The 24,037-nt window shown below is 48.7% G+C and carries 17 protein-coding genes; 14 read left to right on the plus strand and 3 right to left on the minus strand.

Annotation, left to right across the window (positions count from 1 at the left end; translation table 11 throughout):
- Positions 1 to 5: 5 nt before the first annotated feature.
- On the minus strand, positions 6 to 956 hold the full coding sequence (locus tag K4H25_RS12640) for a D-2-hydroxyacid dehydrogenase (RefSeq protein WP_221020838.1): 951 nt from the start codon (positions 954 to 956) through the stop codon (positions 6 to 8).
- 96 nt (positions 957 to 1,052) lie between these two features.
- On the minus strand, positions 1,053 to 1,964 hold the full coding sequence (locus K4H25_RS12645) for a LysR family transcriptional regulator ArgP (protein WP_221020839.1): 912 nt from the start codon (positions 1,962 to 1,964) through the stop codon (positions 1,053 to 1,055).
- Between the two features lie 135 nt (positions 1,965 to 2,099).
- On the opposite strand from K4H25_RS12645, the gene lysA reads away from it, so the two are divergent.
- The 12 genes from lysA to clpB all read left to right on the plus strand — a co-directional run bounded on the left by lysA (position 2,100) and on the right by clpB (position 17,293).
- Positions 2,100 to 3,332: a diaminopimelate decarboxylase gene (gene lysA, locus K4H25_RS12650; RefSeq protein WP_221020840.1), complete on the plus strand. Its 1,233-nt coding sequence runs from the start codon at positions 2,100 to 2,102 to the stop codon at positions 3,330 to 3,332.
- 114 nt (positions 3,333 to 3,446) lie between these two features.
- The gene (gene gltS, locus K4H25_RS12655) at positions 3,447 to 4,646 is read left to right on the plus strand and encodes a sodium/glutamate symporter (RefSeq protein WP_221020841.1); all 1,200 of its coding nucleotides are present in this window, start codon (positions 3,447 to 3,449) and stop codon (positions 4,644 to 4,646) included.
- A gap of 369 nt (positions 4,647 to 5,015) precedes the next feature.
- Positions 5,016 to 5,597, plus strand: a complete 582-nt coding sequence (locus tag K4H25_RS12660) for a PDC sensor domain-containing protein (protein WP_221020842.1) — start codon at positions 5,016 to 5,018, stop codon at positions 5,595 to 5,597.
- A 6-nt stretch (positions 5,598 to 5,603) separates the two neighbouring features.
- Positions 5,604 to 7,079: a GGDEF domain-containing protein gene (locus tag K4H25_RS12665; protein ID WP_221020843.1), complete on the plus strand. Its 1,476-nt coding sequence runs from the start codon at positions 5,604 to 5,606 to the stop codon at positions 7,077 to 7,079.
- A 64-nt stretch (positions 7,080 to 7,143) separates the two neighbouring features.
- A complete protein-coding gene (locus tag K4H25_RS12670) occupies positions 7,144 to 8,130 on the plus strand; it encodes an L-threonylcarbamoyladenylate synthase (protein ID WP_221020844.1) in 987 nt (328 codons plus the stop codon).
- Positions 8,073 to 8,750: a type IV pilin protein gene (locus K4H25_RS17065; protein ID WP_308443212.1), complete on the plus strand. Its 678-nt coding sequence runs from the start codon at positions 8,073 to 8,075 to the stop codon at positions 8,748 to 8,750. The genes K4H25_RS12670 and K4H25_RS17065 overlap by 58 nt, the downstream gene beginning before the upstream one ends.
- Entirely contained in the window at positions 8,751 to 9,308 is a 558-nt protein-coding gene (locus K4H25_RS12680; protein ID WP_221020845.1) for a pilus assembly FimT family protein, read from the plus strand.
- Entirely contained in the window at positions 9,302 to 10,069 is a 768-nt protein-coding gene (locus tag K4H25_RS12685) for a prepilin-type N-terminal cleavage/methylation domain-containing protein (protein ID WP_221020846.1), read from the plus strand. Before K4H25_RS12680 ends, K4H25_RS12685 begins: the two co-directional genes overlap by 7 nt.
- A 12-nt stretch (positions 10,070 to 10,081) precedes the next feature.
- On the plus strand, positions 10,082 to 11,401 hold the full coding sequence (locus K4H25_RS12690) for a hypothetical protein (protein ID WP_221020847.1): 1,320 nt from the start codon (positions 10,082 to 10,084) through the stop codon (positions 11,399 to 11,401).
- A gap of 14 nt (positions 11,402 to 11,415) precedes the next feature.
- Positions 11,416 to 12,057, plus strand: coding sequence for a prepilin-type N-terminal cleavage/methylation domain-containing protein (locus K4H25_RS12695; protein ID WP_221020848.1), 642 nt, complete (start codon positions 11,416 to 11,418; stop codon positions 12,055 to 12,057).
- A gap of 90 nt (positions 12,058 to 12,147) precedes the next feature.
- A complete protein-coding gene (locus tag K4H25_RS12700) occupies positions 12,148 to 14,412 on the plus strand; it encodes an arginine/lysine/ornithine decarboxylase (RefSeq protein ID WP_221020849.1) in 2,265 nt (754 codons plus the stop codon).
- Positions 14,413 to 14,710: 298 nt separating this feature from the next.
- A complete protein-coding gene (gene clpB / locus K4H25_RS12705; RefSeq protein ID WP_221020850.1) occupies positions 14,711 to 17,293 on the plus strand; it encodes an ATP-dependent chaperone ClpB in 2,583 nt (860 codons plus the stop codon).
- Between the two features lie 213 nt (positions 17,294 to 17,506).
- On the opposite strand, the gene K4H25_RS12710 is transcribed toward clpB, so the two are convergent.
- Positions 17,507 to 17,689: a YjfB family protein gene (locus tag K4H25_RS12710; RefSeq protein WP_255587630.1), complete on the minus strand. Its 183-nt coding sequence runs from the start codon at positions 17,687 to 17,689 to the stop codon at positions 17,507 to 17,509.
- Positions 17,690 to 17,791: 102 nt separating this feature from the next.
- Here K4H25_RS12710 and dnaE point away from each other — a divergent pair, with 102 nt between their 5' ends.
- Together dnaE and pflB are read left to right on the plus strand one after the other, a co-directional pair.
- Positions 17,792 to 21,235, plus strand: a complete 3,444-nt coding sequence (gene dnaE, locus K4H25_RS12715; RefSeq protein ID WP_221020851.1) for a DNA polymerase III subunit alpha — start codon at positions 17,792 to 17,794, stop codon at positions 21,233 to 21,235.
- 454 nt (positions 21,236 to 21,689) lie between these two features.
- The gene (pflB, locus tag K4H25_RS12720; protein ID WP_221020852.1) at positions 21,690 to 24,002 is read left to right on the plus strand and encodes a formate C-acetyltransferase; all 2,313 of its coding nucleotides are present in this window, start codon (positions 21,690 to 21,692) and stop codon (positions 24,000 to 24,002) included.
- Positions 24,003 to 24,037: the final 35 nt, after the last annotated feature.

Below are 24,037 nucleotides of genomic sequence, written 5' to 3' on the forward strand. Positions count from 1 at the left end.
TGCGTTTACAGTAAATTGCGTGCTTGGCCTTGCAAAAAACCACCGATATTATCGATTAATTGATCAGCCAAAGTTTGCATGGTTTCCACGCTGGCCCATGCCACATGCGGCGTAATCAATAAATTGGGCAGTGCGACATCCAGTAGTGCATTGCCCGCAGTCGGTGGCTCAGTCACCAACACATCCAAACCCGCACCGGCAATTTTTCCGGTTTGTAGCGCCGTTAGCAAATCCGCCTCATCGACTAAACCACCACGTGCCGTGTTAATCAGTAAGCTGGTATTTTTCATCGCCGCCAATTCCGGTGCGGCAATCATGCCACGCGTGGCGTCATTGAGCGGGCAATGCAAACTTAAAATATCCGCCGTTGCCAACGCCTCATCCCATGCCAAATAACCCGGTCGAACATTAGCCGCTCCGCGATGCTCAACAAAAAACACCTGCATGCCAAAAGCGCGCGCCAATACGGCCGTCGCCTGTCCGAGCGCGCCCGAACCGATCAAACACAAACGACTCCCAGCCAAATCATGCAGTGGCGCGCCAAAAACACAAAAGCCACTGGCCGCCTGCCACGCCCCAGCCAGTACCTGCTGCCGATACGACAGTAATTGTCGCCGCAAAGCCAACATCAACATCAGCGTATGCTCGGCCACACCATGAATGGCGTAATCACGAATATTGCATACTGCAATATTCAATTCTTTCGCCGCCGACACGTCGATCTGGTTATACCCGGTCGCCGCCACCGCGATAAGTTTTAAATCGGGCAAAGCCACCATCATTTCGCGATTAATGGGCACTTTATTACTAATGGCAACCGTCGCCCCCGCCAGCCTAGCTACCACCTCATGGGCCAGCGTTTGCGGATACTCTTGCCAATGATGTGACATGGCCAGCGGTTTTAAGCGCACGGGCAAACTGGCTCGATCCAAAAAAACGATTAAAGGTTCATGCATCACATTCACTCCGTAAAAATAAAATCAACGCCAGCGGCTGCCATCAAAAAACCCCGCCCTCGCCTCAATCATCAGCGCAAGGTTGCACGCTACCGATCAGCGACAAAAATGACTTGCAGCAAATTGCTCAATCGCTTGCGTCAATGCCAAAGCGGGCCGAGTTTGCCGCGCCCAATGATGCCAATATAGTGGCACACTCGTCGCCAATTCAGCGATCTCGCACATCGTTCCAGCTGTGAGCTCTGCTGCCGCTTGCGCTCGCGGCACAATCGCATACGCCAGCCCCGACTTGGCCGCGGCATACAGCGCATGGCTTTCGGGGATCACATAACAAGGAAATTGCGCGTCGAGCAATGCAAAGCGTTCGCGCAGTAAGCGCCGATGCAAGCTCTCTTTTTGCCCAAACACCGCCGCTGGTGCGCCAGCCAAACTCTGTGCATTCACCCCGCCAGAAAAATATTGCGCAACAAACACCGCATTGGCTACGCCAATATAGGGCAATTCACCCAAGGGTATTGCCACACAGCCAGCAACAGGCAAAGGCTGTGTGCTAATACATCCAATCACATCACCCGAGCGCAATAAATCGAGCGTATAGGCTTCATCCTCCACCACGCAATCGAGCAATAATTTTGCCGGCACTAAATTAGGCGCGATCGCCGCAATCAAGCCTATTGCCAAACTATCGGCGGTAATACCCACGCGTAAATTGGTCCATGCAACATCGTGATTACTCGCGTCAAATTGCGTCGCCAAATCGGCCTCCAGCAAGCGAACTTGCCGCACATGCGCGAGGAGTTTTTCTCCGCTGGCCGTGGCACTGAGTGGCGTTTCACGCCGCAGCAACACTTCGCCATGGCGCTCTTCGAGCTGACGAATGCGCTGCGAAATCGCCGACGGCGTTAAATGCAAACGTTTGGCCGCTGCATCAAAGCTACCACAACGCAAAACCATATCCAGTGCTTCGAGTAATTTGTAATCAAACATAAGCAAAAATGGTGGGGGCATAGAATTAATCGTTTTACCACGATTTAGCAATCTGATTGAATAGCCAGCATAAAAATGCCAACCAAAGCGCTGAGTTGCCGCCCATTTGTGCGACTTTGTTGCTGTTTATGTCTTGCTAAACCCACTGGAAAACCCATGAAAGCGCTGAACGCCGAACAAATTTGCAGCATTGCCGCCGAATTTTCTACCCCAACATGGACTTACAACGCGGCGACGATTCGCCAGCGCATTGGCCAGCTCAAAGCGTTTGACACCATTCGTTTTGCGCAAAAAGCCAACTCAAACATTCACATTTTAAAATTGATGCGTGAGCAAGGCGTGAAAGTCGACTCGGTCTCGCTTGGTGAAATCGAGCGTGCGATTGCGGCCGGCTTTGCCACCGGTGTCGATGCCGACGATATTGTGTTCACCGCCGATTTACTCGATCGCGCCACCTTGGCCCGCGTGGTTGAACTAGATATTCAAGTCAATTGCGGTAGCCCACAAATGCTAGAGCAACTGGGCGAGGCGCATCCAGGACACCGCGTTTGGTTACGAATCAACCCTGGGTTTGGCCACGGCCATAGCCAAAAAACCAATACCGGTGGCGAGCAAAGCAAGCACGGTATTTGGCATGAGCAACTACCCGAAGCATTGGCCTTGATCGAAAAGTACCAACTCGATTTAGTTGGTCTGCATATGCATATTGGTTCTGGCGTGGATTACAGCCATTTGCAAGACGTTTGCGCGGCGATGGTGGCGCAAGTAAAGCAGTCCGGCCGCGATATTCGGGCGATTTCAGCCGGCGGCGGTTTATCGATTCCTTACCAAGTCGGCGGCGAGCCGATTGATACCGCGCATTACTTTCATTTATGGGACGCCGCACGCCAAGAGATTGCCGCCTTTTTAGGGCATCCAGTGCATTTAGAAATCGAGCCGGGTCGGTTTTTAGTTGCAGAAAGTGGACAGTTAATTGCCGAAGTACGCGCCAAAAAAGACGTGGGTAGCAATCATTTTGTCTTGGTCGACGCTGGTTTCTCTGATCTGATGCGCCCTGCGATGTATGGCAGTTATCATGAAATCAGCATTTTGCGTGCTGATGGTACGCCAGCCGATGGCGCACTGCGCCCCACCGTCTTGGCCGGCCCTTTGTGTGAGTCAGGGGACGTGTTTACCCAAGCCGAAGGCGGCGTGGTTGAGCCGCGTTTACTGCCTAGCGCTCAAATCGGCGATTGGGTGGTTTTTCACGACACCGGCGCTTATGGTGCCAGCATGTCGTCCAATTACAATACCCGCCCGCTGATCGCTGAAGTGTTGATCGATGGCGATGCAATCCGGCAAATTCGCCGTCGGCAAACCGTTGCTGAACTGTTAGCGCTTGAATTGTAAAGCGAAATAGTTAACACCGTGCCACATTGTAATTACCGGTAATAGGCGACACAATTGTGCCGCCCTTATTCTTACAGCGCCACATTCCACATGGGCATTACTTAGGAAAACCTTATGATTACGATTAGTGGCTACGGCACCTTAGTTGCTGCCTCACTTGTTTTACTATTTGGTCGAATTCTGGTCGAAAAAACAGCGCCGCTAAAAGCTTTCACTATTCCCGAGCCTGTTGCCGGTGGTTTGGTGGTGGCGTTATTGATGCTATTTGCGCAGCAAGTCGCTGGCGTGACCGTTAAATTTGATACCTCATTGCAAACGCCTTTAATGTTGGCCTTTTTTGCCACCATTGGTTTGTCGGCCAATTTAGCCAGCCTCAAAGCGGGCGGCAGCGTGATGCTTAAATTTTTGTGCGTCGTCGCTGGCTTGCTCCTAATGCAAAACATCATCGGCATTAGCTTGGCCAATTTACTGGGGCTGGATGGTCATTTAGGACTGCTGGCTGGCTCAGTCACGCTGTCGGGTGGTCACGGCACGGGAGCGGCATGGAGCTCGGTGTTTAGCGAGCAGTTTGGCATTCAAGGTGCCACCGAATTGGCAATGGCATGTGCCACGTTTGGCTTGGTATTAGGCGGCCTAATTGGCGGCCCAGTGGCCAAATTTTTGCTGCGTAAAGTCAAAGTACCCGGCGCCGAGCACAATCAAGATCAAGCGCCAACCGGCTTTGAAGAACCACAAGCCACGCGCCTGATTACTGTGAATTCATTTATTGAATCACTGGCCTTAATTGCTTTGAGCTTGGCGGGCGGGCAATTTTTGGCTGGGCTAATATCGGGCACTGCGTTTGAATTACCGACCTTTGTTTGCGTTTTATTTACCGGCGTCGTGCTGCGTAATGTTTTGTCTGGCCTTGGCTGGTACCAAGTGTTTGAACGTGAAGTTTCGGTGTTGGGTAACGTCAGCTTGGCGCTATTTTTAGCGATGGCCTTAATGAGTTTGCGTCTGTGGGAATTGGCGAATTTAGCGCTACCGATGGTGATTTTGCTCGCGGTGCAAGCGATGGCCATGGCCGCTTACGCAGTCTTTGTGACGTTCCGCGTGATGGGATCAAATTATGATGCCGTGGTGTTGGCGGCGGGTCATTGCGGCTTTGGTCTGGGTGCTACCCCAACGGCGATTGCCAATATGCAAGCGGTAACGCATCGCTTTGGTCCATCACATTTAGCGTTTATAGTCGTGCCCATGGTCGGCGCTTTCTTTATCGATATTCTGAACGCCATCATTATCAAAATCTTTATGGCATTGCCGATTTACTAAGCCACGCCGCGAACGGCAAATCCGCACAATCATCAGGGTTGGTGCTACAGCACCAGCCCTGATTAACATCTAGTCCATGATCTGTTAACGAGCGCATTCATTGTGCAGCTGTGCCGCTGGCACTTAAATCCATCTTAACGACATCTGAGCATCACTTTGTTGATGGGTATCTGCTTGAATACTTTATAGATATTCACTCAGCCAAATATACCCACCCAACTCGCTGCAAATAAATAATTCCCCCTGCCTTTCACTCGTCTCTATTCAATCCACGCCACTTTGCTGAACAGCAAGCCTTCGAGCAAAATCCAGAGACATGCACTAACCTTGAATCAAGCGGCAAAAACCAGCTAACGGAAAGGTGGTGTTATGAAAAACGTAAGATTATTAGCGGCATCTATGCTATGCATGCTTTTTCTATTGTTCACTGCCAGCCTCTATGCCAATGAATTCATGATGACGCCGGCAATTCAAAGTCAGCTCGATAAACAAAAAACCCTGATTGCCACATGGGCTGCCAATCCAATCATTGAGCATGCGGTGGAAAAACAAAACCAAATTGGCCCAATCCCCGGCATGGATAACGCCAAATGGAAACTCATTCGGCGCAGCGATGCGCTGATTAATGAGTTTCAAACCAATGCCGCAGCGCAATACCTCAAATCGATGCAAGCCAAAAGCAAACTCGCCATCAGCGAAGCTTTTTTGTCGGCCGATAAGGGCGAAAAAGTCGCCTTTATCGAAAAAACCTCGAGCTATATCCATCAAGGGCAAGCCAAGTTTGACGTACCGTTTACCACCGGAAAAGCATGGCAAGGCAAGCCTGAATTTGATGAGTCTACCCAAACCTACGCCATCCAAATCTCAGTGCCAGTACTGAGTGCCGGCAAACCCATCGGCGTATTAGTGGTCGGCATCAATTTGTCACAGCTCGAAAAGCTCGCCAATTAAGGGACGATGATGAGTACCAGCACAGATCGATTTTCGGTATTGGCCAGACTGATGATCAGCTTTGGCGCATTGGCCATGCTAACGGGCCTGATCGGTGGCGTTGGTATTTGGGCATTCGCGAGAATGACCACCACCTTTCAAACCGTTGCCACCCAAGACGTACCGGCACTACTCAAACTAGAGCAAGCGCAAAGCGAAATGCATCAAGTTATTTTGGCTGAACGCAGCCTACTATTTATGCAAACCGCAACGCCCACTGCACAAGAAACACTAAAAAAACACGCCGAACACCTTGCCCAACTCGATGTGCTCTGGCAGCAATACATCACCTTAAATAAAGCCAAAATTGCCCCACCGCCAGCGTTTGAAAAAGCATTAGCCGCATGGGCCAATGCCTCGCGCGATGTGCTCAAAATTTTGTCTGAAGACACGCCAGCCGCTCGGCGCGACGCTGTAGATCTGTCGCTTAGTGATGCCGCAGAAAAATACAATCAAGTACTTAACGCCCTCAGACAAATGACTCAACAGCAAGTGCTGTCGCTGAGCGAGCGCGTGAAACAAGAGCACCTGATGGCCAATCAAATGGAGAAAATGATCTTTATTTTTGTCGTTGGTACATTTGGACTTGCCGGTGGCTTAGCCATTTGGCTGGCGCGCTGGGTGGGCGGCCCACTACGGCAAATTATGGTGGCAGCCCGCACCCAAGAGCTCAATAAAGCCAATGCCTTGCTATTTGATCAAAGTAACACTGACTCACTCACCCAACTCAAAAACCGCCGTTTTCTCGAAACAACGATGCAGGGCATGAGCGCCAGTACCTTGAAAGCGCATCGCGCTAATCAGCATAAAAATCAACCCGATCAGCACGCCAACCAAGATTTGGCCTTATTAATGATTGATGTTGATCATTTTAAGCGGGTGAACGATGAATTTGGCCACCATGCGGGCGATCTGGTGTTGCAACAAATTGCCCAAATTTTGCAAAAAGCCGCTCGCGATAGCGATACCGTGGTGCGCTGGGGTGGAGAAGAATTTTTAATTGTGGCCAGCAACGTCAGTCGGCATAAATTTCCGATTTTGGTCGAGCGAATTCGAGCCGATGTCGAAAATCACCATTTTAATATTGATGCTGCCCAACCCATTCGCCTCACCTGCTCAGTTGGCTTTGCTTTTTTCCCATGGATAGCTCAGCATCCCGAAGCCTGTAGTTGGGAATACGCCGCCAGCCTTGCCGATTACTGCCTTTACCTCGCAAAAAACAATGGCCGTAATACTTGGGCAGGCATCTGCCCAGCCAGTGACTTTAAACCTGAAGAGCGCCCGATTAATCTAGCCAGCGACATCCCACCATTGATCGAGCAGCGCCGGCTCATTGTGCTTTTGCGTCAGCAATCGCCTGATGACAGCCAAGCAGTTAAAAGCACCGCGAATGAGCGCCATGAAGCAGCGCCGATTAACGCCATCTCACCGAGTCCGAGCTAAAGCAAACCGTGAATGAAGGGCAATGATATAATCAGCGTATTCCAAAGTATGTAGCCAGACCAAAATGACCTTAGCGCCCTCTCCAGCCGATCTTTCAGCCGCCCTAGCCTTACTCCGTGCCGGTGAACTCGTCGGCATCCCAACGGAAACCGTCTACGGTTTGGCGGCCGACGCCAGTCAAGATGCCGCAGTAGCCAAAATATTTGCCGCCAAAGGCCGCCCCAATGATCACCCAGTCATTGTGCATATTGCCGGCGTAGCGCAATTGGCGGACTGGGCGCAGAACATTCCCGATAGCGCGTATCAACTGGCCGAAGCATTTTGGCCCGGCCCGTTAACGCTGATTTTAGAGCGCCAAGCGCATGTCAGTGATGCCGTTACCGGCGGGCAAGACACTGTCGGACTGCGCGCGCCAGCGCACCCGATTACCCATGAATTACTAGTACAATTTGGCGGCGGCCTCGCTGCGCCCAGCGCCAATCAATTTGGCCACGTTAGCCCCACCACCGCTGAGCATGTACGCCATGAATTTAGCACTGAGCAAGTGCGTTTAATTTTGGATGGCGGCGCCTGTGATGTTGGCGTTGAATCCACCATCGTTAGCCTAGTGGGTGATCAAGCCAAACTACTGCGTCCGGGTGGCATTTCACGCGCCGCCATCGAAGCCGTATTGGGGCACGCAATTGAGCATCACAGCACCAGCAGCACCGCCAAACAACGGGTATCGGGTTTGCTCGATTCACACTACGCGCCACGTACTCCGCTCATTACCGGCCCCTTAGCTAGCATGCAGCAATTGGCAGCCACAGAAAGCGCCAATGGTAAGAAAGTGGTATTACTCACTTCGCATATTCAAGACCATGCAGCGTATATCGAGCATGCAATGCCGAATAATCCTGCCGACTACGCCCAGCAACTCTACGCCACACTGCGCCAGCTAGACCGTCAAGGTTATGATCAACTTTTGCTCGTCACCCCGCCAGAAGGCGCAGAATGGCTCGCTATTCACGACCGCCTGAATCGTGCAGCGCACAAAAAAATCAACACTTAGTTGAGTTGTTAACCGTAAGCAACAACAAACTACCGTTCATCGCCAAGATAAGACCGCTCTTCCCACACAAGAAAAGTGGTCTTGTCCCGCGTAAGCAAAACTCCGTACCATCAAAGCACAATAACAAATCCAATCTGATCGGAAACACCATGCTCTCTTATCGCAGCCGCGGTTTTACCTTGATTGAACTGCTCATCGTCATTGCCATCATCGGCATTCTGGCCGCCATCGCCGTACCCAGCTACAGCGAATACATCAAAAAAAGCCGCAGAACTGATGCGACAGTGACCATTAGCAAAATCCAGCAAGCGCAAGAAAAATGGCGGGCAAATAACGCGCTTTACACCAACAATTTTGGCAGCACTAACGGCTTAGCCTTAGTAAGCGACGCAAACAGCCTAAACATGACGAGTGAAAATACTTATTACAAACTCACAATAGGCACAACTTGTGCGGCAAATACAGATGCTACAGGCACACCAACCGGTACAAACTATTGCATTAACGCCGTTGCCGATAGCACAAAACAACAAAATTCAGATACAAATTGCAAAACACTCACGATGACAATAAGCAATGGCAATACAACTGCTACTCCAACCAGCTGCTGGAGTAAATAAATGAAATGTTTTAAAAATCGTGGTTTTACTTTAATAGAATTAATGATCACACTTTTAATATTAGGCATATTACTTTCAATTGCCGTTCCCAGCTTTACGGAATGGATGCAAAGAAAACGTGTAATTGGCGTAGCTAATGAATTTGCTGCATTAATACAATTTTCTCGTAGTGAAGCCATTAAACGTAATGCCAATATTTTTCTGCAAACAACACGTATTAGCGACACCAACTGGTCTCTTATGAGTAGCGATCAACAAGCAACTTGCACCGCATTAAACCCTTGTGATTTACGAAATATGCTCTCTAGCAATTACAAAGAAACAAAAGTAAAAGCAATTAAAAATGCAGCGGGAACCAATAACAATTTAAATAACACACGAATCAATCCAGCAAACCCAATTTTGAATTTTTCAAATGCTACTACAGATACATCCGTTCAATATGTCACCTTTGAATCTGGCAATTATCAATTAAATACTCAAGTTAGCGTTACTGGATTAACCACCATATGCATACCAACAGGAAAACCAGCTATCGGCGGATACCTTCCATGCTAAAAAAATCGCTATTAAATCAAAGTGGTATTTCACTCATTGAAATTTTAGTCGCAATGGCAATTAGCTTAGCACTACTCACTGCAGCTGCAACTATGGCTTTGGCAAGCTTAAGTAGTAGCAAAGACACATTACAAAACACTGCAGCACAGCAAGAACTCCAAACTATTTTAACGACAGTAACACGTGAAATTCGACGTTCTGGATATCGCTCCCCAGTAATGACGCCAGTAGAAGAAATTGCCGAAAACGCAAAATCTACAACAACCTTCCGTAAAATATGGACCTTTGGCGGCACAACATGCATCGTTTATCGCTATGACAGCGACACCAATGCAGATCCTCTATTGCCACCTGGAAATGGACTGATTAGCAACGATGAAATCAGAGGAATACGCCTAGATAGCACCAATAACCGCATCGACTTCCTTACTTCAGCCACTGCGACAACAGCGCCAACAAGTTGCGATTCGGCAAATGGGACTTGGACACCATTAGTTTCAGGAAAAAGCATTCAACTAGGTACGGACGCCCTTAAATTTGAATACAGCTCCGGCTGGATTCGCATTGCCGACGGTGCAAGTATTACATCAGCCCAAGCCCTTGCAGCGAATGCTGCAGTAGCTAATTCAGCAGCAGAAGTAATCGATCAAGTAAAAATAAGCATTTCAGGAACCCTTCCGACAAGTACCTCAGCGAATCCAAAAATTATTGAATCAAGTGAAATGGTGCAGTTACGCAATCGACCATTCAAATTCAATTAGGCTAAAAATAAAATGAATAAAATTAACTACAACAACCGATCAAAACAAATTGGAATTGCAGCATTACTAGTTACAATTATGTTGGCCTTAATTGCAGGCGTTGCAACAATTTATGTCAACCGCAGTGGCTTATTACTGCAACGTTCAGTAATAAACAATACACAAGGAATTATGGCGAACCAAGCGGCGGAAGCGGGTATTAATGCTTTTTATGCTCAAATAAAATCCGATATCGATTTAATTAACTCGACAGGAAGCGATGGTGTAATTTTAAAAACAAACTCTGTGACTTCAGCAGCCAGTTGCGCTCCCGCAACTTCAAACATGCCCTACGAAATTACAAGCGCCTATTCTGATAGCAGCAAACAACAATTTGCTCCAGACAAATATTTTAAGGCTGAGCTCCCACTATTGGGAGCATTGTCGAATGTAAATCCCCAATTAGCTTACCGCGTGCAAGCAAAATTAAGTAATAATAAACTTTACATTACAAGCGAAGGATTGACAGGTTCAGAGTCCGGACTAACAAACAATGGCAATAACAGCGACAGCTACGCTAAAATTAGGAGAACAATTCCAATTGCTGGTGGCTTAAATTTACCCAATACCGCAGTCACCATTGGTGGTTACGCAGATTCCAGTGGCTCAATTAACGTTGGCACTACGTATCTAACCGACCCAAAACCTCTTTGTGCTGTAGCTTTTGGTGACACATATAATTATCAAGGTTCAGCAGTCTATACCTGTTCAGCAGGTGGTGCTTGCTCTCCATTGCAAGATACAAGCTTGCAAACCAACCTTTTTGAAAAAATATTTAATTCAAGTAAATCAGATTATAAAAACAATAAAGCAAATAGAGTACTACCCAATTGCACTGGACCAATAACAGTCACAGATAATGAAGTCATTTGGATTTCTGGCGACGCCAACAATTGCACCATTAGTGGATCAAGCAAAGCAATCGTTATTGTAGAAGGGAATGTAACTGGTTCGCTCGTTGCTAGTGGCTTCGTTTATGCTACAAACGTTTTTCAAAATGGCGCAATGACAATAACAGGATCGCTTGCAATTGAATCCAAATGGGACGTTGGAAATTCAGCTACTTATTTAAATGGTTTTCACCAATTTCCAAACCACAAAAACGACTCTGACATTACTCAACTATTTAATGATGGAATTACCGATTCAATATACGGCCCTGCATCTGCACGATCTTTAACAGGAACTCACGATGCAAAAGGCGCAATTCACGTTTTCTACAAACCCCTAGTACTAAATCCAGTCGACCCTAAGGGCACCACAATAAGCTCAAACTCTTGGATCGATTTTTAAGGCGAATGAAGAAGATGAAAACAAATCAGCGTGGTTTCAGCTTAATCGAAGTGATGATTGCAGTCATTATTTTAGGTTTATCCTCTTTATTTCTTGCCAAATTAAATGCAATTTTAATACAAGGCACAAGCAGTGCCGCTGACCGACAAATCGCCATTCGACTTGCTGAGGGTGTCGCCGATAATTTACGGCAAATCGTGCGAAACCCTCAGTTACGCACTCTACCTACTAGTTATGCTGGAATTCCTGGCGCCACGCCAATTAGCTTCGGCAATTGCGATCCAAACACACCAGCAACAAAATGCGCAATTTATACAAACAAGACCACAACTTTCACAATTCGACGTAGTCTTTTTCCCGCAACACCCGACTTACACTTAAGTAGCCTCCCTTTTGCTGCTCAAATTGATGTCAGTTGGCAAGGCAGCAATGGACAAATGCAAAACATTGTCACAATGACTTCAATTCGTCCTGAGCCAGCGCCCCCTTGGTTAGTTGCAACTCCTTATGTAATTAATGATTTAGTTAGCTTTTCTGGCCGTATTTATAAAAGCAAAACGATTCACTCCGCGACCACAGCAAATCAACCCGAAAAAGTAACCACCCCAACAACATCAACAACGGATGGTATTTCAACAGATTGGCAGGTTTTATAGCGCTGAATATTAATAAAATTCACAAGAAATCATATAAACTACGCCCCTGCCCCCAGACAGGGGCGTTTTTACTTTTAGCGAAGGACTGACATGCGCTTTTACTTCCCTCTCGTCATCATCGACGAAGATTTTCGCACCGAGAACACCAGTGGTTCCGGTATTCGTGAACTGGCTGCGGCGATTGAGGCCGAGGGTGTGGATGTGGTGGGCTATACCAGTTATGGCGACCTCACCTCTTTTGCGCAGCAGCAAAGTCGTGCCGCTGGCTTTATTTTGTCGATTGACGACGAAGAATTTGGCTCGGGCTCGGCTGAAGAAACTCATGAAGCTTTAACCAGCTTACGCAGCTTTGTCGCCGAGATTCGCCGCCGCAATCCAGATATCCCGATTTATATTTACGGTGAAACGCGCACTGCGCGGCATATTCCCAATGATGTCTTACGTGAATTGCATGGTTTTATTCATATGCACGAAGACACGCCCGAGTTCGTGGCGCGACATATTATTCGCGAAGCGAAATCCTATCTCGATACCCTCGCGCCGCCTTTTTTCCGCGCGCTAACCCATTACGCACAAGACGGCTCTTACTCTTGGCACTGCCCGGGGCATTCGGGTGGCGTGGCGTTTTTAAAATCCCCCGTTGGGCAAATGTTCCACCAGTTTTTTGGTGAAAACATGTTGCGCGCCGACGTTTGCAATGCAGTAGAAGAACTCGGCCAATTGCTCGATCATACCGGGCCGATTGCCGCGTCTGAACGCAATGCGGCGCGCATTTTTAATGCCGACCATTTGTTCTTTGTCACCAACGGCACGTCAACGTCGAACAAAATCGTTTGGCACTCTACTGTTGCGCCGGGTGATGTAGTGGTCGTGGATCGCAACTGCCACAAATCGATTTTGCATTCGATCATGATGATGGGCGCAGTACCGGTGTTTTTGATGCCAACGCGCAATCATTACGGCATTATTGGCCCGATTCCAAAATCTGAATTCACGCCAGAAAATATCCGCAAAAAAATGATGGACAACCCATTTGCGCGAGAAAAACTGCTAGAAAATCCAAACTTTAAACCGCGTATTTTGACGATCACGCAATCGACTTACGACGGCATTATGTATAACGTTGAAGACATCAAAGGCATGCTCGACGGTGAAATCGATACGCTGCATTTTGATGAAGCGTGGTTGCCACACGCGGCTTTTCACGAGTTTTATGGCGACTATCACGCGATTGGCGAAGACCGTCCGCGCTGTAAAGAATCAATGGTGTTTTCAACGCAATCCACGCACAAATTGCTGGCTGGCTTAAGCCAAGCGTCGCAAATTTTGGTGCAAGACCCAGAAAACCGTCAGCTTGATCGCGATTTATTTAACGAAGCGTATTTGATGCATACCTCAACCAGCCCGCAATATTCAATTATTGCGTCGTGCGATGTGGCGGCAGCAATGATGGAAGCGCCGGGCGGTACTGCGCTGGTCGAAGAATCCTTAATGGAAGCACTCGATTTTCGCCGTGCCATGCGCAAAGTCGATGAAGAATACGGTGAAGATTGGTGGTTCTCAGTCTGGGGTCCAGACGATTTAACCGACGAAGGTCTAGATCATCGTGACGCTTGGATGCTTAAAGCGGGCGATAATTGGCACGGCTTTGGCGAAATTGCCGATGGCTTTAATATGCTCGACCCAATCAAAGCCACCATCTTAACGCCGGGCTTGGATTTAAATGGTGACTTTGACGCGCAAGGGATTCCAGCCAGTATTGTGACCAAGTATCTGGCTGAACACGGCGTGGTGGTTGAGAAGTGCGGGCTATACTCCTTCTTTATTATGTTTACCATCGGCATTACCAAAGGCCGCTGGAATACGCTACTGGCGGCCTTGCAGCAGTTTAAAGACGACTTTGATAAAAATGCCCCGCTGTGGCGCATCTTGCCCGAGTTCATTGCTAAATATCCGCAATACGAGCGCATTGGCCTGCGTGATCTTTGCCAGCAAATCCACGGTATTTATAAAGAGCACGGCGTTGCTCGCTTAACCACCGAGATGTATTTGTCCGATATGGTGCCGGCGATGAAACCCGCCAAAGCATTTGCCAAAATGGCGCATCGTGAACTTGATCGCGTAGCGATTGACGACTTGGAAGGCCGCATTACTGCGGTGATGCTCACGCCATATCCGCCAGGCATTCCGCTATTGATTCCAGGTGAAGTATTCAACAAAACCATCGTTGATTACTTAAAATTCGCTCGTGATTTCAACCAGAAATTCCCCGGCTTTGAGACTTATATCCACGGTCTAGTCGCTGAAACCACTAGCGGCGTAACGCGCTACTATATGGATTGTGTGCGAACTTAATCTGGGTTAGCACTCAACAACCGCCAGCTTGCTGGCGGTTTTTTTATGCCCGCTGCCGACTACGCCATGCAATCGCAGCCTCTGGCTTTGCAAACGGCACACTCGGGCTATAACAAAGTCAGAAAAACAATCGATCTAAATAAATTCTTCAGTACCGTTTCGCACAGACCCGCAGCAACAGCGCACTTAGGGTAAAACATCGCTAATTTGTCAATATTTCCGCAGTGCTTCCTATTGATTAAATTACAAGCGCTGCAATTTAACTCGTATACCGTTTCACTTTTTTGGAGATTGAAAGATGCGTTTTGACAAACTCACCACCAAATTCCAACAGGCATTGGCTGATGCACAAAGCATCGCCAACCTGAACGACAATGCTTATATCGAACCACAACATTTACTGCTGGCGCTACTGAATGACACCGATTCAGGTACCGCCGCACTACTGGCACGCGCCGGTGTTAATGTGCAACCGCTACACAGCGCGCTCGATGGCTCGCTTGCGCGTATCGCCAAAGTATCCGGTGGCGATAGCGATCTCACCGTTGGCAAAGACCTGACTCGCTTATTGAATCAAACCGATAAAGCAGCGATGCAACGCGGCGATCAATTTATTTCTAGCGATTTATTTTTGCTCGCGCTGTGTGACGACAAAGGCGAAGCCGCTCGCCTGCTCAAAGACCATGGCGGCAATAAAGCAGCGATTCAAGCGGCCGTGGATGCCGTTCGCGGCGGCAACGGTGTGGATAATCCCGAGGCCGATCAACAGCGTGAAGCACTGAATAAATACTGCCTTGATTTAACTGAACGCGCTCGGCAAGGCAAGCTTGATCCAGTGATTGGTCGCGACGATGAAATCCGCCGCGCAATCCAAGTGTTGCAACGCCGTACCAAAAACAACCCGGTCCTCATTGGTGAGCCGGGCGTGGGTAAAACCGCGATTGTTGAAGGCTTGGCGCAGCGCATTATCAATGGCGAAGTACCAGAATCGCTTAAAGGTAAGCGGGTATTGGCTTTGGATCTAGCTTCTCTCTTGGCTGGCGCTAAATACCGGGGTGAATTTGAAGAACGCCTCAAAGCGGTGCTCGGTGAACTGGAAAAAGAAGCCGGCCAAGTTATCGTCTTTATTGATGAATTACATACGCTGGTTGGCGCCGGTAAAGCCGAAGGCGCGATGGATGCTGGCAATATGCTCAAGCCCGCCCTAGCGCGCGGCGAATTGCATTGCCTTGGCGCGACGACGCTGGATGAATACCGCAAATACATTGAAAAAGACGCGGCACTTGAGCGGCGTTTCCAAAAAGTACTGGTGGGCGAACCGAGTGTTGAAGCCACCATTGCGATTTTGCGCGGCTTGCAAGAAAAGTACGAAATCCATCACGGTGTTGAAATCACCGATCCGGCGATTGTGGAGGCGGCGGAATTGTCGCACCGCTACATCACCGACCGCTTCTTGCCAGATAAAGCCATCGACTTGATCGACGAAGCTGCGGCCAAAATCAAGATGGAGATCGACTCTAAGCCCGAAGTGATGGACAAACTCGATCGGCGGATTATTCAGCTCAAAATCGAGCGTGAAGCGGTTAAACGCGAAAAAGACGAGGCCAGTAAAAAACGCTTGGCGCTCATCGAGGAAGAAATTGCGCAATTGGGCAAAGACTATTCTGATCTCGATGAAATTTGGAAAGCCGAAAAAGCCAGCGTGCTGGGCACTCAAGCGATTCGCGAAGAAATCGAGCACGTTAAAACCGCAATGGAAACCGCTCGCCGCGCCGGCGAGTGGGATAAAGCATCCGAATTGCAATACGGTGAATTGCCGCAGCTCGAAGCCAAGCTCAAAGCGGCAGAAACCAGCGAAAACGCCAGCGAAACCGCAGGTAAAACTCGGCTATTACGCACCCAAGTTGGCGCTGAAGAAATCGCCGAAGTCGTTAGCCGCGCTACCGGTATTCCGGTGAGCAAAATGCTGCAAGGCGAACGTGAAAAACTGCTGCATATGGAAGCCGTCTTGCACCAACGCGTGGTCGGCCAAGACGAAGCGGTGCGCTTGGTGTCTGATGCGATCCGTCGTTCACGCGCTGGCCTTGGCGACCCGAATCGCCCTTATGGCTCATTCCTATTTTTGGGGCCAACTGGCGTGGGTAAAACCGAGCTGTGCAAAACGCTGGCGAATTATTTATTTGATTCCGAAGACCATATGATACGCATCGATATGAGCGAATTTATGGAGAAACACTCGGTAGCGCGTTTGATTGGTGCGCCACCGGGCTATGTCGGCTACGAGGAAGGCGGCTACCTCACCGAGCTGGTACGGCGTAAACCGTATAGCGTGATTTTGCTCGACGAGGTCGAAAAAGCGCATCCCGACGTATTTAATATTTTGCTGCAAGTATTGGATGATGGCCGCTTAACTGATGGACAAGGTCGCACGGTAGACTTTAGAAATACCGTGGTGATTATGACGTCCAACTTGGGGAGCGATCATATCCAGCGCTTGGCCGATGCGGACTATCAAATCATTAAAATGGCGGTGATGGCTGAGGTTAAAACGCATTTCCGCCCTGAGTTTATTAACCGAATCGACGAAGTGGTGGTGTTCCATGGTTTGGGCCAAGCACAAATTCGCCACATCGCGCGCATTCAGCTCGATAAGCTCAGCCAGCGTTTGGCACAAATGGAAATCGGCCTCACGGTGTCCGATGCTGCGCTTGATTTGATCGCCGAAGCGGGCTTTGATCCGGTGTATGGCGCAAGGCCATTAAAACGCGCCATCCAAAGTGAGCTGGAAAACGTTTTGGCCAAACGGCTACTCAATGGTGATTTTGCCGCGAAAGACACCATTCATGTCGACGCCAAAGACGGCATGATGCATTTTGAGTAAATGGGCAAAAGTATTCTGGCTGCGTTGCCTCGTCTTGTCGGACGAAAGTACTGCCGGTGGCGTTAACGTTTTGCCATAGCACTTTTGCACTGATACTGCCTTAAGTTGCACGTCGCCTTCCCCGACAAACAAAAAGCCATTCCGAATCTCGGAATGGCTTTTTTTATGTATAGGCACAGAGCCTATTCATTAATTCGCTTAGACAGATATACCCTAAGCTTTTACATCTACATTTTGCCCCAAATGCGCAGGATTAACGGTCGCTGGCTGCGGAATCGCTTGCAGCAAGCTGAGCGTACTTTGCGCCTGCAGATCCAAACTTTTGCGCAGCATCACCAATGGAACTGGATTGTTGGCGCTGGCACTACTGGCTGCATTCACCATGCTGTCACTCATTACAACACCCCTTTTTTGCCATAACGGTTATTTTATCGGCCTTATTCACGCTTAATGAAGGGTAGCAGCCTGAATCAGCGCAAGAAATGATAAAATGCGCGAATGAACGCACCTGCCTATATCCATCTTCGCCTCCATTCCGAGTTTTCAGTTTCTGACGGCATCGTTCGTCTGGATGACGCCGTTAAACGCGCCAAAGCCGACAAAATGCCGGCGCTTGGCATGTCGGATTTAATGAATCTATTTGGTCTGGTGAAGCATTACAAAGCCTGCCGCAATGCGGGGATTAAACCGATTATCGGCTTGGATGCGTGGATCGAAAACCCAGATAACCGCGACAAACCATTTCGCACGCTGCTGATTTGTAAAAATCGCGCTGGCTATGGCCGTTTGTGCGAGCTAATCACGATGGCTTTTCGCGACAATCAATATCGCGGCCGGGGCGAGCTTAAAAAAGAATGGTTTACCAGCGGGGACAATAGCGGGTTAATTGCACTATCTGGCGCCGAGCTGGGCGAAATCGGCCAGCAGTTTTTGGCGAACAATCCAGAGCTCGCCAGCACCGCTGCTCAGTGGTGGGCGGCGCAGTTCCCGGATAGTTTTTACCTCGAAATTCAACGCACCGGCACCGCCGCTTGCGAAACCAGCTTGCAGCGCCAGCTCGATTTGGCCGGAGAGCTCAATCTGCCAGTAGTCGCAACGCACCCGATCCAATTTATGGATCCGGACGATTTTAAAGCGCACGAAGCGCGCACTTGTATTTCGGCGGGCTTTGTCATGAACGACAAACGTCGCCCGAAAGATTTCACCGAAGAACAATACTTTAAAACCACGGCGCAAATGCAGGAATTGTTTGCCGATGTGCCCGAAGCGCTCGCCAATACGGTGACGATTGCACAGCGCTGCAATATTGAAATCGTGCTGGGTAAAAACGTCTTACCGCCCTTCCCAACGCCTGAAGGCATGACGCTGGATGATTTCTTGGTGTATGAGGCTAAGCGCGGCTTAGAGATGCGCCTTGCACAGCTATACCCCGACGAAGCAACACGCGAAGCAGAACGTCCTCGTTATTACGAGCGACTCAAAATTGAAACCGACACCATTATTAATATGGGTTTCCCCGGCTACTTTTTGATCGTTGCCGACTTTATCGCCTGGGGCAAAGTCAACGGCTGCCCAGTCGGGCCGGGCCGTGGTTCGGGTGCAGGCTCCTTGGTGGCGTACAGCCTGGGTATTACTGATATTGATCCAACCGCGTATGCGCTACTTTTTGAGCGCTTTTTGAATCCAGAACGCGTTTCAATGCCCGACTTTGATATCGACTTCTGCCAAGAAAATCGCTGGCGCGTGATTGAATACGTGCGTGAAAAATACGGCGCAGATGCCGTGAGCCAAATTGCGACTTTTGGTACGATGGCCGCCAAAGCGGTGGTACGCGACGTTGGTCGTGTGCTCGATTTGCCGTATATGTTTTGTGACGGCGTATCCAAACTGATTCCTGCTGCGCCCGGCAAGCAATACAGTTTGGACGATGCGCTGGAAATGGTGCCAGAACTCGCTGAGCGCGTTGAGCGCGAAGAAGAACTTAAAGAGCTGTGGGAGCTAGCAAAAAAACTCGAAGGCTTAACGCGCAATATCGGTATGCATGCCGGTGGCGTATTGATTGCACCGAATAAAATCACTGATTTTTGCCCGGTGTATCAAGCGTCGGGCGATGATGCCTCGCCGGTGTCGATGCTCGACAAAGACGACGTTGAAGCCGTTGGCTTGGTAAAGTTCGACTTTTTGGGTTTGCGAAATCTCACGATTATCGAACTTGCACTGCAATACATCAAAAACCAAACCGGCGAATATCTGGACTTAATGAGTCTGGGCTTTAACGATCAAGCCGCATATCAGGTGTTCCGCGACGCCAATACCACCGGCGTGTTTCAGGTCGAGTCGGACGGTATGAAGCGCTTGCTCGAAAAGCTTGCGCCCGATCGTTTTGAAGACATTATTGCGGTATTGGCGCTATATCGTCCGGGGCCACTCGGCTCGGGCATGGTCGACACCTTTATTAATCGTAAAAAAGGGCTCGAAGCGCCCGATTACTTCCATCCTGACCTTGAAAAATGCTTGGAGCCGACTTACGGCGTCATCGTGTACCAAGAGCAGGTGATGCAGATTTCGCAGATTATCGGCGGCTACACGCTCGGTGGCGCCGATATGCTGCGCCGTGCAATGGGTAAGAAAAAGCCTGAAGAAATGGCTAAGCATAGGGAAACCATTGCCGAAGGGGCCGCCAAGCAAGGCTACGATCCAAAGCTCGCCGAAACCTTGTTTGACTTGATGACCAAGTTTGCCGAGTACGGCTTTAATAAGTCGCATACCGCGGCGTATGCCGTGGTGTCATACCACACGGCTTGGCTCAAAGCGCATCATACTGCGGCCTTTATGGCGGCAACGATGTCGTCCGAGTTGGACAATACTGACCAGCTCAAAGTGTTTTACGACGATTGCTTAAACAAAAAAAACAAGCTTGAAATCTTGCCGCCCGATATTAACGAAAGTTTTTATCGCTTCGTGCCGGTAGGTAAAAAACAAATTCGTTATGCCTTAGGCGCGATTAAAGGCGTTGGCGAAAGCGCGGTGAATATGATTGTCGCCGAGCGCACTGCCAACGGGCCATTTAAAGATATTTACGATTTATGCAGCCGAACCGACAAAAAAGAAGTCAATAAACGCGTTCTCGAAGCCTTGATTCGTGGCGGCGCTTTTGATGCGCTCGAACCGAATCGCGCGCGCATTATGGCCAATGTTGAGCAAGCGATGGCCGTGGCCGAAGCTGAAATCGCCAATGCCAATCAGATTAGCTTGTTCGACATGCTAGAACCCGCTGCCGCACCGCAAATCGAACACCTTGATGCGCCGCTGTGGGACGACAAAATCAAACTGGCAGAAGAAAAATCAGCACTCGGATTTTATCTTTCTGGCCACCCATTTGATGCGCACGCCAGACCGATTAAAGGCTTGATTCGCACCCGACTCGATCGACTCAATAACCAGCGCGAGCCGCAATTTATTGCTGGGATTGTGGCTGGCATGCGAATTAAAAATGGCGATCGCGGCCGGATGTGTTTTTTGCAACTCGATGATGGCCATGCCAAAGTGGAACTCACGTTGTATTCCGAGTCGTTTGAAGCCAATCGCACCAAGCTCAAAGAAGACACTTTATTAGTCATCGAAGCGAAGGTGTCGGAAGATCGTTTTTCGGGCGGGCAACGGATTATTGCCGATCGGGTATTTGACTTAGCTGAGGCGCGTAGCCACTTTGCGCGTGCACTCAAAATCAATTTGGGGCAACAAGGCGACGCCGACAAGCTCAAGCAAATTTTGCAACCGCATGCGGCCGATCACGGCTGCGCGGTCGAGGTTGACTACCAAAATAGCAACGCGCAATGTCAAATGACGCTAGGCCATGCGTGGCGAGTCATTTTGCGCGATGAATTACTGAATGATTTGCGTAACTGGCTTGGTCCACAGTCGGCCGAACCACGCTTCTAGGTATACCTCGCTAGTACATATAAATAATGCGCTAGCGAGACATACCACCCATAAAATTTCTAAGCATTTTTTCAAAAAATTTCTACGTCTTGTTTATCTTTTAAACTTGACCTACGTCAAATTTTTACATCACCCATCAGTCCATTTTGCCAATTTTTACATTCCATTCGGCGCCTCAAAGGCATAAGATATTGTCATGAAAGTGAGGTTTGCAATGCAAACTTTACTGCGTCGCAACAATAAAGTCATTGTCTTATGTAGTTGAAAATATTCAATAACATATTTTTAAAACTGATCTAAATCAATTTTTGAAATTGCATTATTGTTACGATGCCTTAATAAAACTTGCTGCTGTTTGCCCTATCTGGCAACAGCGACATTCTTTTCAGTTAGCAACTGAAAATTCGGCTTAAAGATGGTCCAACAGACATCGCCACAAAGGAGTCTCACCCAAATGAATGCACCTCAAGACAACTTGCAATTGACAGCTTGGCGCGGTTTTAGCGCTGGCGAATGGCAGAATAAAGTATTGGTTCGTGAATTTATCCAAGCGAACTACACACCATATGTGGGTGATGATTCTTTCCTAGCCGGCCCGACTGAACGCACGACTCAATTGTGGACTGAACTATCAGTCTTGCTCAAAGAAGAGCGCAAACGCGGTGTGCTCGAAGTTTCTGCACAATTTGGTTCAACCATCACCGCCCACGGCGCTGGTTACATCAATAAAGATTTGGAAACCATCGTTGGTTTGCAAACTGATGCGCCTTTACGCCGCGCTATTATGCCAAATGGCGGCTTGAAAATGGTTGAAAACGGCCTCAAGGCTTACCATTTTGAAATGAACCCAGAAATCAAAGAGATCTTTACTAAATATCGTAAAGACCACAACAACGCGGTATTTGACGTTTACACACCAGAAATCATGGCTTGCCGTAGCTCGGGCGTGATTACTGGTTTGCCAGACGCCTATGGCCGTGGCCGTATTATTGGTGACTATCGCCGTGTAGCTTTGTACGGTGTTGATTTCTTGATTGCCGACAAAAAACGCGAAAAAACTGAACTCGACAACGTTCCATTCACTGAAAGCGTTGTTCGCTTGCGTGAAGAATTATCAGAACAAATCAAAGCACTGAACGAACTCAAAATCATGGCCAAGAAATATGGCTTTGATATCGCTCAGCCAGCCAACACAGCTCAAGAAGCGGTGCAAAGGTTGTACTTCGGCTACTTGGCTGCAGTAAAAGAGCAAAATGGCGCTGCAATGTCGATCGGTCGTATCTCGACCTTCCTTGACGTTTACTTCGAGCGCGATCTTGCTGAAGGCACATTGACTGAAGCTCAAGCGCAAGAATTGATCGACCATCTGGTGATGAAATTGCGTATCGTGCGTTTCTTGCGCACCCCAGAATACGATGATCTATTCTCTGGCGACCCAACTTGGGTGACTGAATCAATCGGTGGTACTGGTGAAGATGGCCGCACTTTGGTTAGCAAAACCAGCTTCCGTGTATTGAACACACTGTACAACCTTGGCCCAGCACCAGAACCTAACTTGACCGTATTGTGGTCAACTGCCTTCCCACAAGGCTTTAAAGAATTCTGCGCGAAAGTATCGATCGACACGTCTGCGATCCAATACGAAAACGACGATTTGATGAAACCAAAATGGGGCGACGATTACGCGATTGCCTGCTGCGTTTCAGCGATGCGCGTTGGTAAGCAAATGCAATTCTTTGGCGCTCGTGTGAACTTGGCTAAAGCCATGTTGTACGCGATCAACGGCGGCGTGGACGAAAAAACCGGTAAAGTGGTGGCTAAAGGCTTCACCCCAATTACTGGCGACGTACTTGAATACGACGAATTGATGAGCAAATACGATGTAATGCTCGATTGGTTGGCAAAAACTTATGTGACTGCGCTGAACTCAATCCATTACATGCACGACAAATATGCTTACGAGCGTATTGAAATGGCCCTGCATGATCGTGACATCTTGCGCACAATGGCTTGCGGTATCGCGGGTCTATCCGTAGCAGCTGACTCATTGTCAGCAGTGAAACACGCTAAAGTGCATATCAAACGTAACGAAGCTGGTTTAGCCGTGGATTATGTAATCGAAGGCGAATACCCAGCTTACGGTAACAACGATGATCGCGCTGATGATATCGCTGTTTGGTTGTCGACTGCGTTTATGGAAAAAATCAAAGCGCAACCGGTGTTCTACCGTGATTCAATGCCAACTCAATCGGTATTGACCATCACTTCGAACGTGGTTTACGGCAAAAAAACTGGTAACACCCCTGACGGTCGTCGTTCAGGTGCCCCATTCTCGCCAGGTGCAAACCCGATGAATGGTCGTGATACCAATGGCTTTATCGCTGCAGGTTTCTCTGTATCGAAAATTCCATACGAATCAGCACTGGACGGTGTGTCTTGGACTGCATCAATGACACCAGACGCTTTAGGCCACAACGCAGCAGACCGCGTTAAAACCTTGGCAGCATCGATTGACGGTTTGTTTGGCCCACACGGCGAAGAATGCTCAACTTGCATGACCACCGATGCGATTGATGAACAAATGGACCAATTGTTCCACTTGAACATGAATGTATTGGATAAAGACACCTTGCTCGATGCGGTTGAACATCCAGAAAACTACCCGCAATTGACGATTCGTGTTTCAGGCTATGCGGTGAACTTTGTTAAATTGACTCGCGAACAGCAAATGGACGTGATCAACCGGACTTTCCACGCTAAGTGCTAAGAATGCGTAGCGCCGCCTGGTGATGCTGATTTGAG

The organism is Deefgea piscis, assembly GCF_019665785.1.
GTDB lineage: Bacteria > Pseudomonadota > Gammaproteobacteria > Burkholderiales > Chitinibacteraceae > Deefgea.

Excerpts from the sequence above, each read along its gene's own strand:
- K4H25_RS12670 (WP_221020844.1), top strand. The coding sequence starts at position 7,144 with ATGACCTTAGCGCCCTCTCCAGCCGATCTTTCAGCCGCCCTAGCCTTA.
- K4H25_RS12640 (WP_221020838.1), bottom strand. The coding sequence starts at position 956 with ATGCATGAACCTTTAATCGTTTTTTTGGATCGAGCCAGTTTGCCCGTG.
- K4H25_RS12695 (WP_221020848.1), top strand. The coding sequence starts at position 11,416 with ATGAAAACAAATCAGCGTGGTTTCAGCTTAATCGAAGTGATGATTGCA.
- K4H25_RS12680 (WP_221020845.1), top strand. The coding sequence starts at position 8,751 with ATGAAATGTTTTAAAAATCGTGGTTTTACTTTAATAGAATTAATGATC.
- pflB (WP_221020852.1), top strand. The coding sequence starts at position 21,690 with ATGAATGCACCTCAAGACAACTTGCAATTGACAGCTTGGCGCGGTTTT.
- K4H25_RS12700 (WP_221020849.1), top strand. The coding sequence starts at position 12,148 with ATGCGCTTTTACTTCCCTCTCGTCATCATCGACGAAGATTTTCGCACC.
- lysA (WP_221020840.1), top strand. The coding sequence starts at position 2,100 with ATGAAAGCGCTGAACGCCGAACAAATTTGCAGCATTGCCGCCGAATTT.
- dnaE (WP_221020851.1), top strand. The coding sequence starts at position 17,792 with ATGAACGCACCTGCCTATATCCATCTTCGCCTCCATTCCGAGTTTTCA.
- K4H25_RS12685 (WP_221020846.1), top strand. The coding sequence starts at position 9,302 with ATGCTAAAAAAATCGCTATTAAATCAAAGTGGTATTTCACTCATTGAA.
- K4H25_RS12710 (WP_255587630.1), bottom strand. The coding sequence starts at position 17,689 with ATGAGTGACAGCATGGTGAATGCAGCCAGTAGTGCCAGCGCCAACAAT.
- clpB (WP_221020850.1), top strand. The coding sequence starts at position 14,711 with ATGCGTTTTGACAAACTCACCACCAAATTCCAACAGGCATTGGCTGAT.
- K4H25_RS12690 (WP_221020847.1), top strand. The coding sequence starts at position 10,082 with ATGAATAAAATTAACTACAACAACCGATCAAAACAAATTGGAATTGCA.
- K4H25_RS12665 (WP_221020843.1), top strand. The coding sequence starts at position 5,604 with ATGATGAGTACCAGCACAGATCGATTTTCGGTATTGGCCAGACTGATG.
- K4H25_RS12645 (WP_221020839.1), bottom strand. The coding sequence starts at position 1,964 with ATGCCCCCACCATTTTTGCTTATGTTTGATTACAAATTACTCGAAGCA.
- K4H25_RS12660 (WP_221020842.1), top strand. The coding sequence starts at position 5,016 with ATGAAAAACGTAAGATTATTAGCGGCATCTATGCTATGCATGCTTTTT.
- gltS (WP_221020841.1), top strand. The coding sequence starts at position 3,447 with ATGATTACGATTAGTGGCTACGGCACCTTAGTTGCTGCCTCACTTGTT.
- K4H25_RS17065 (WP_308443212.1), top strand. The coding sequence starts at position 8,073 with ATGGCTCGCTATTCACGACCGCCTGAATCGTGCAGCGCACAAAAAAAT.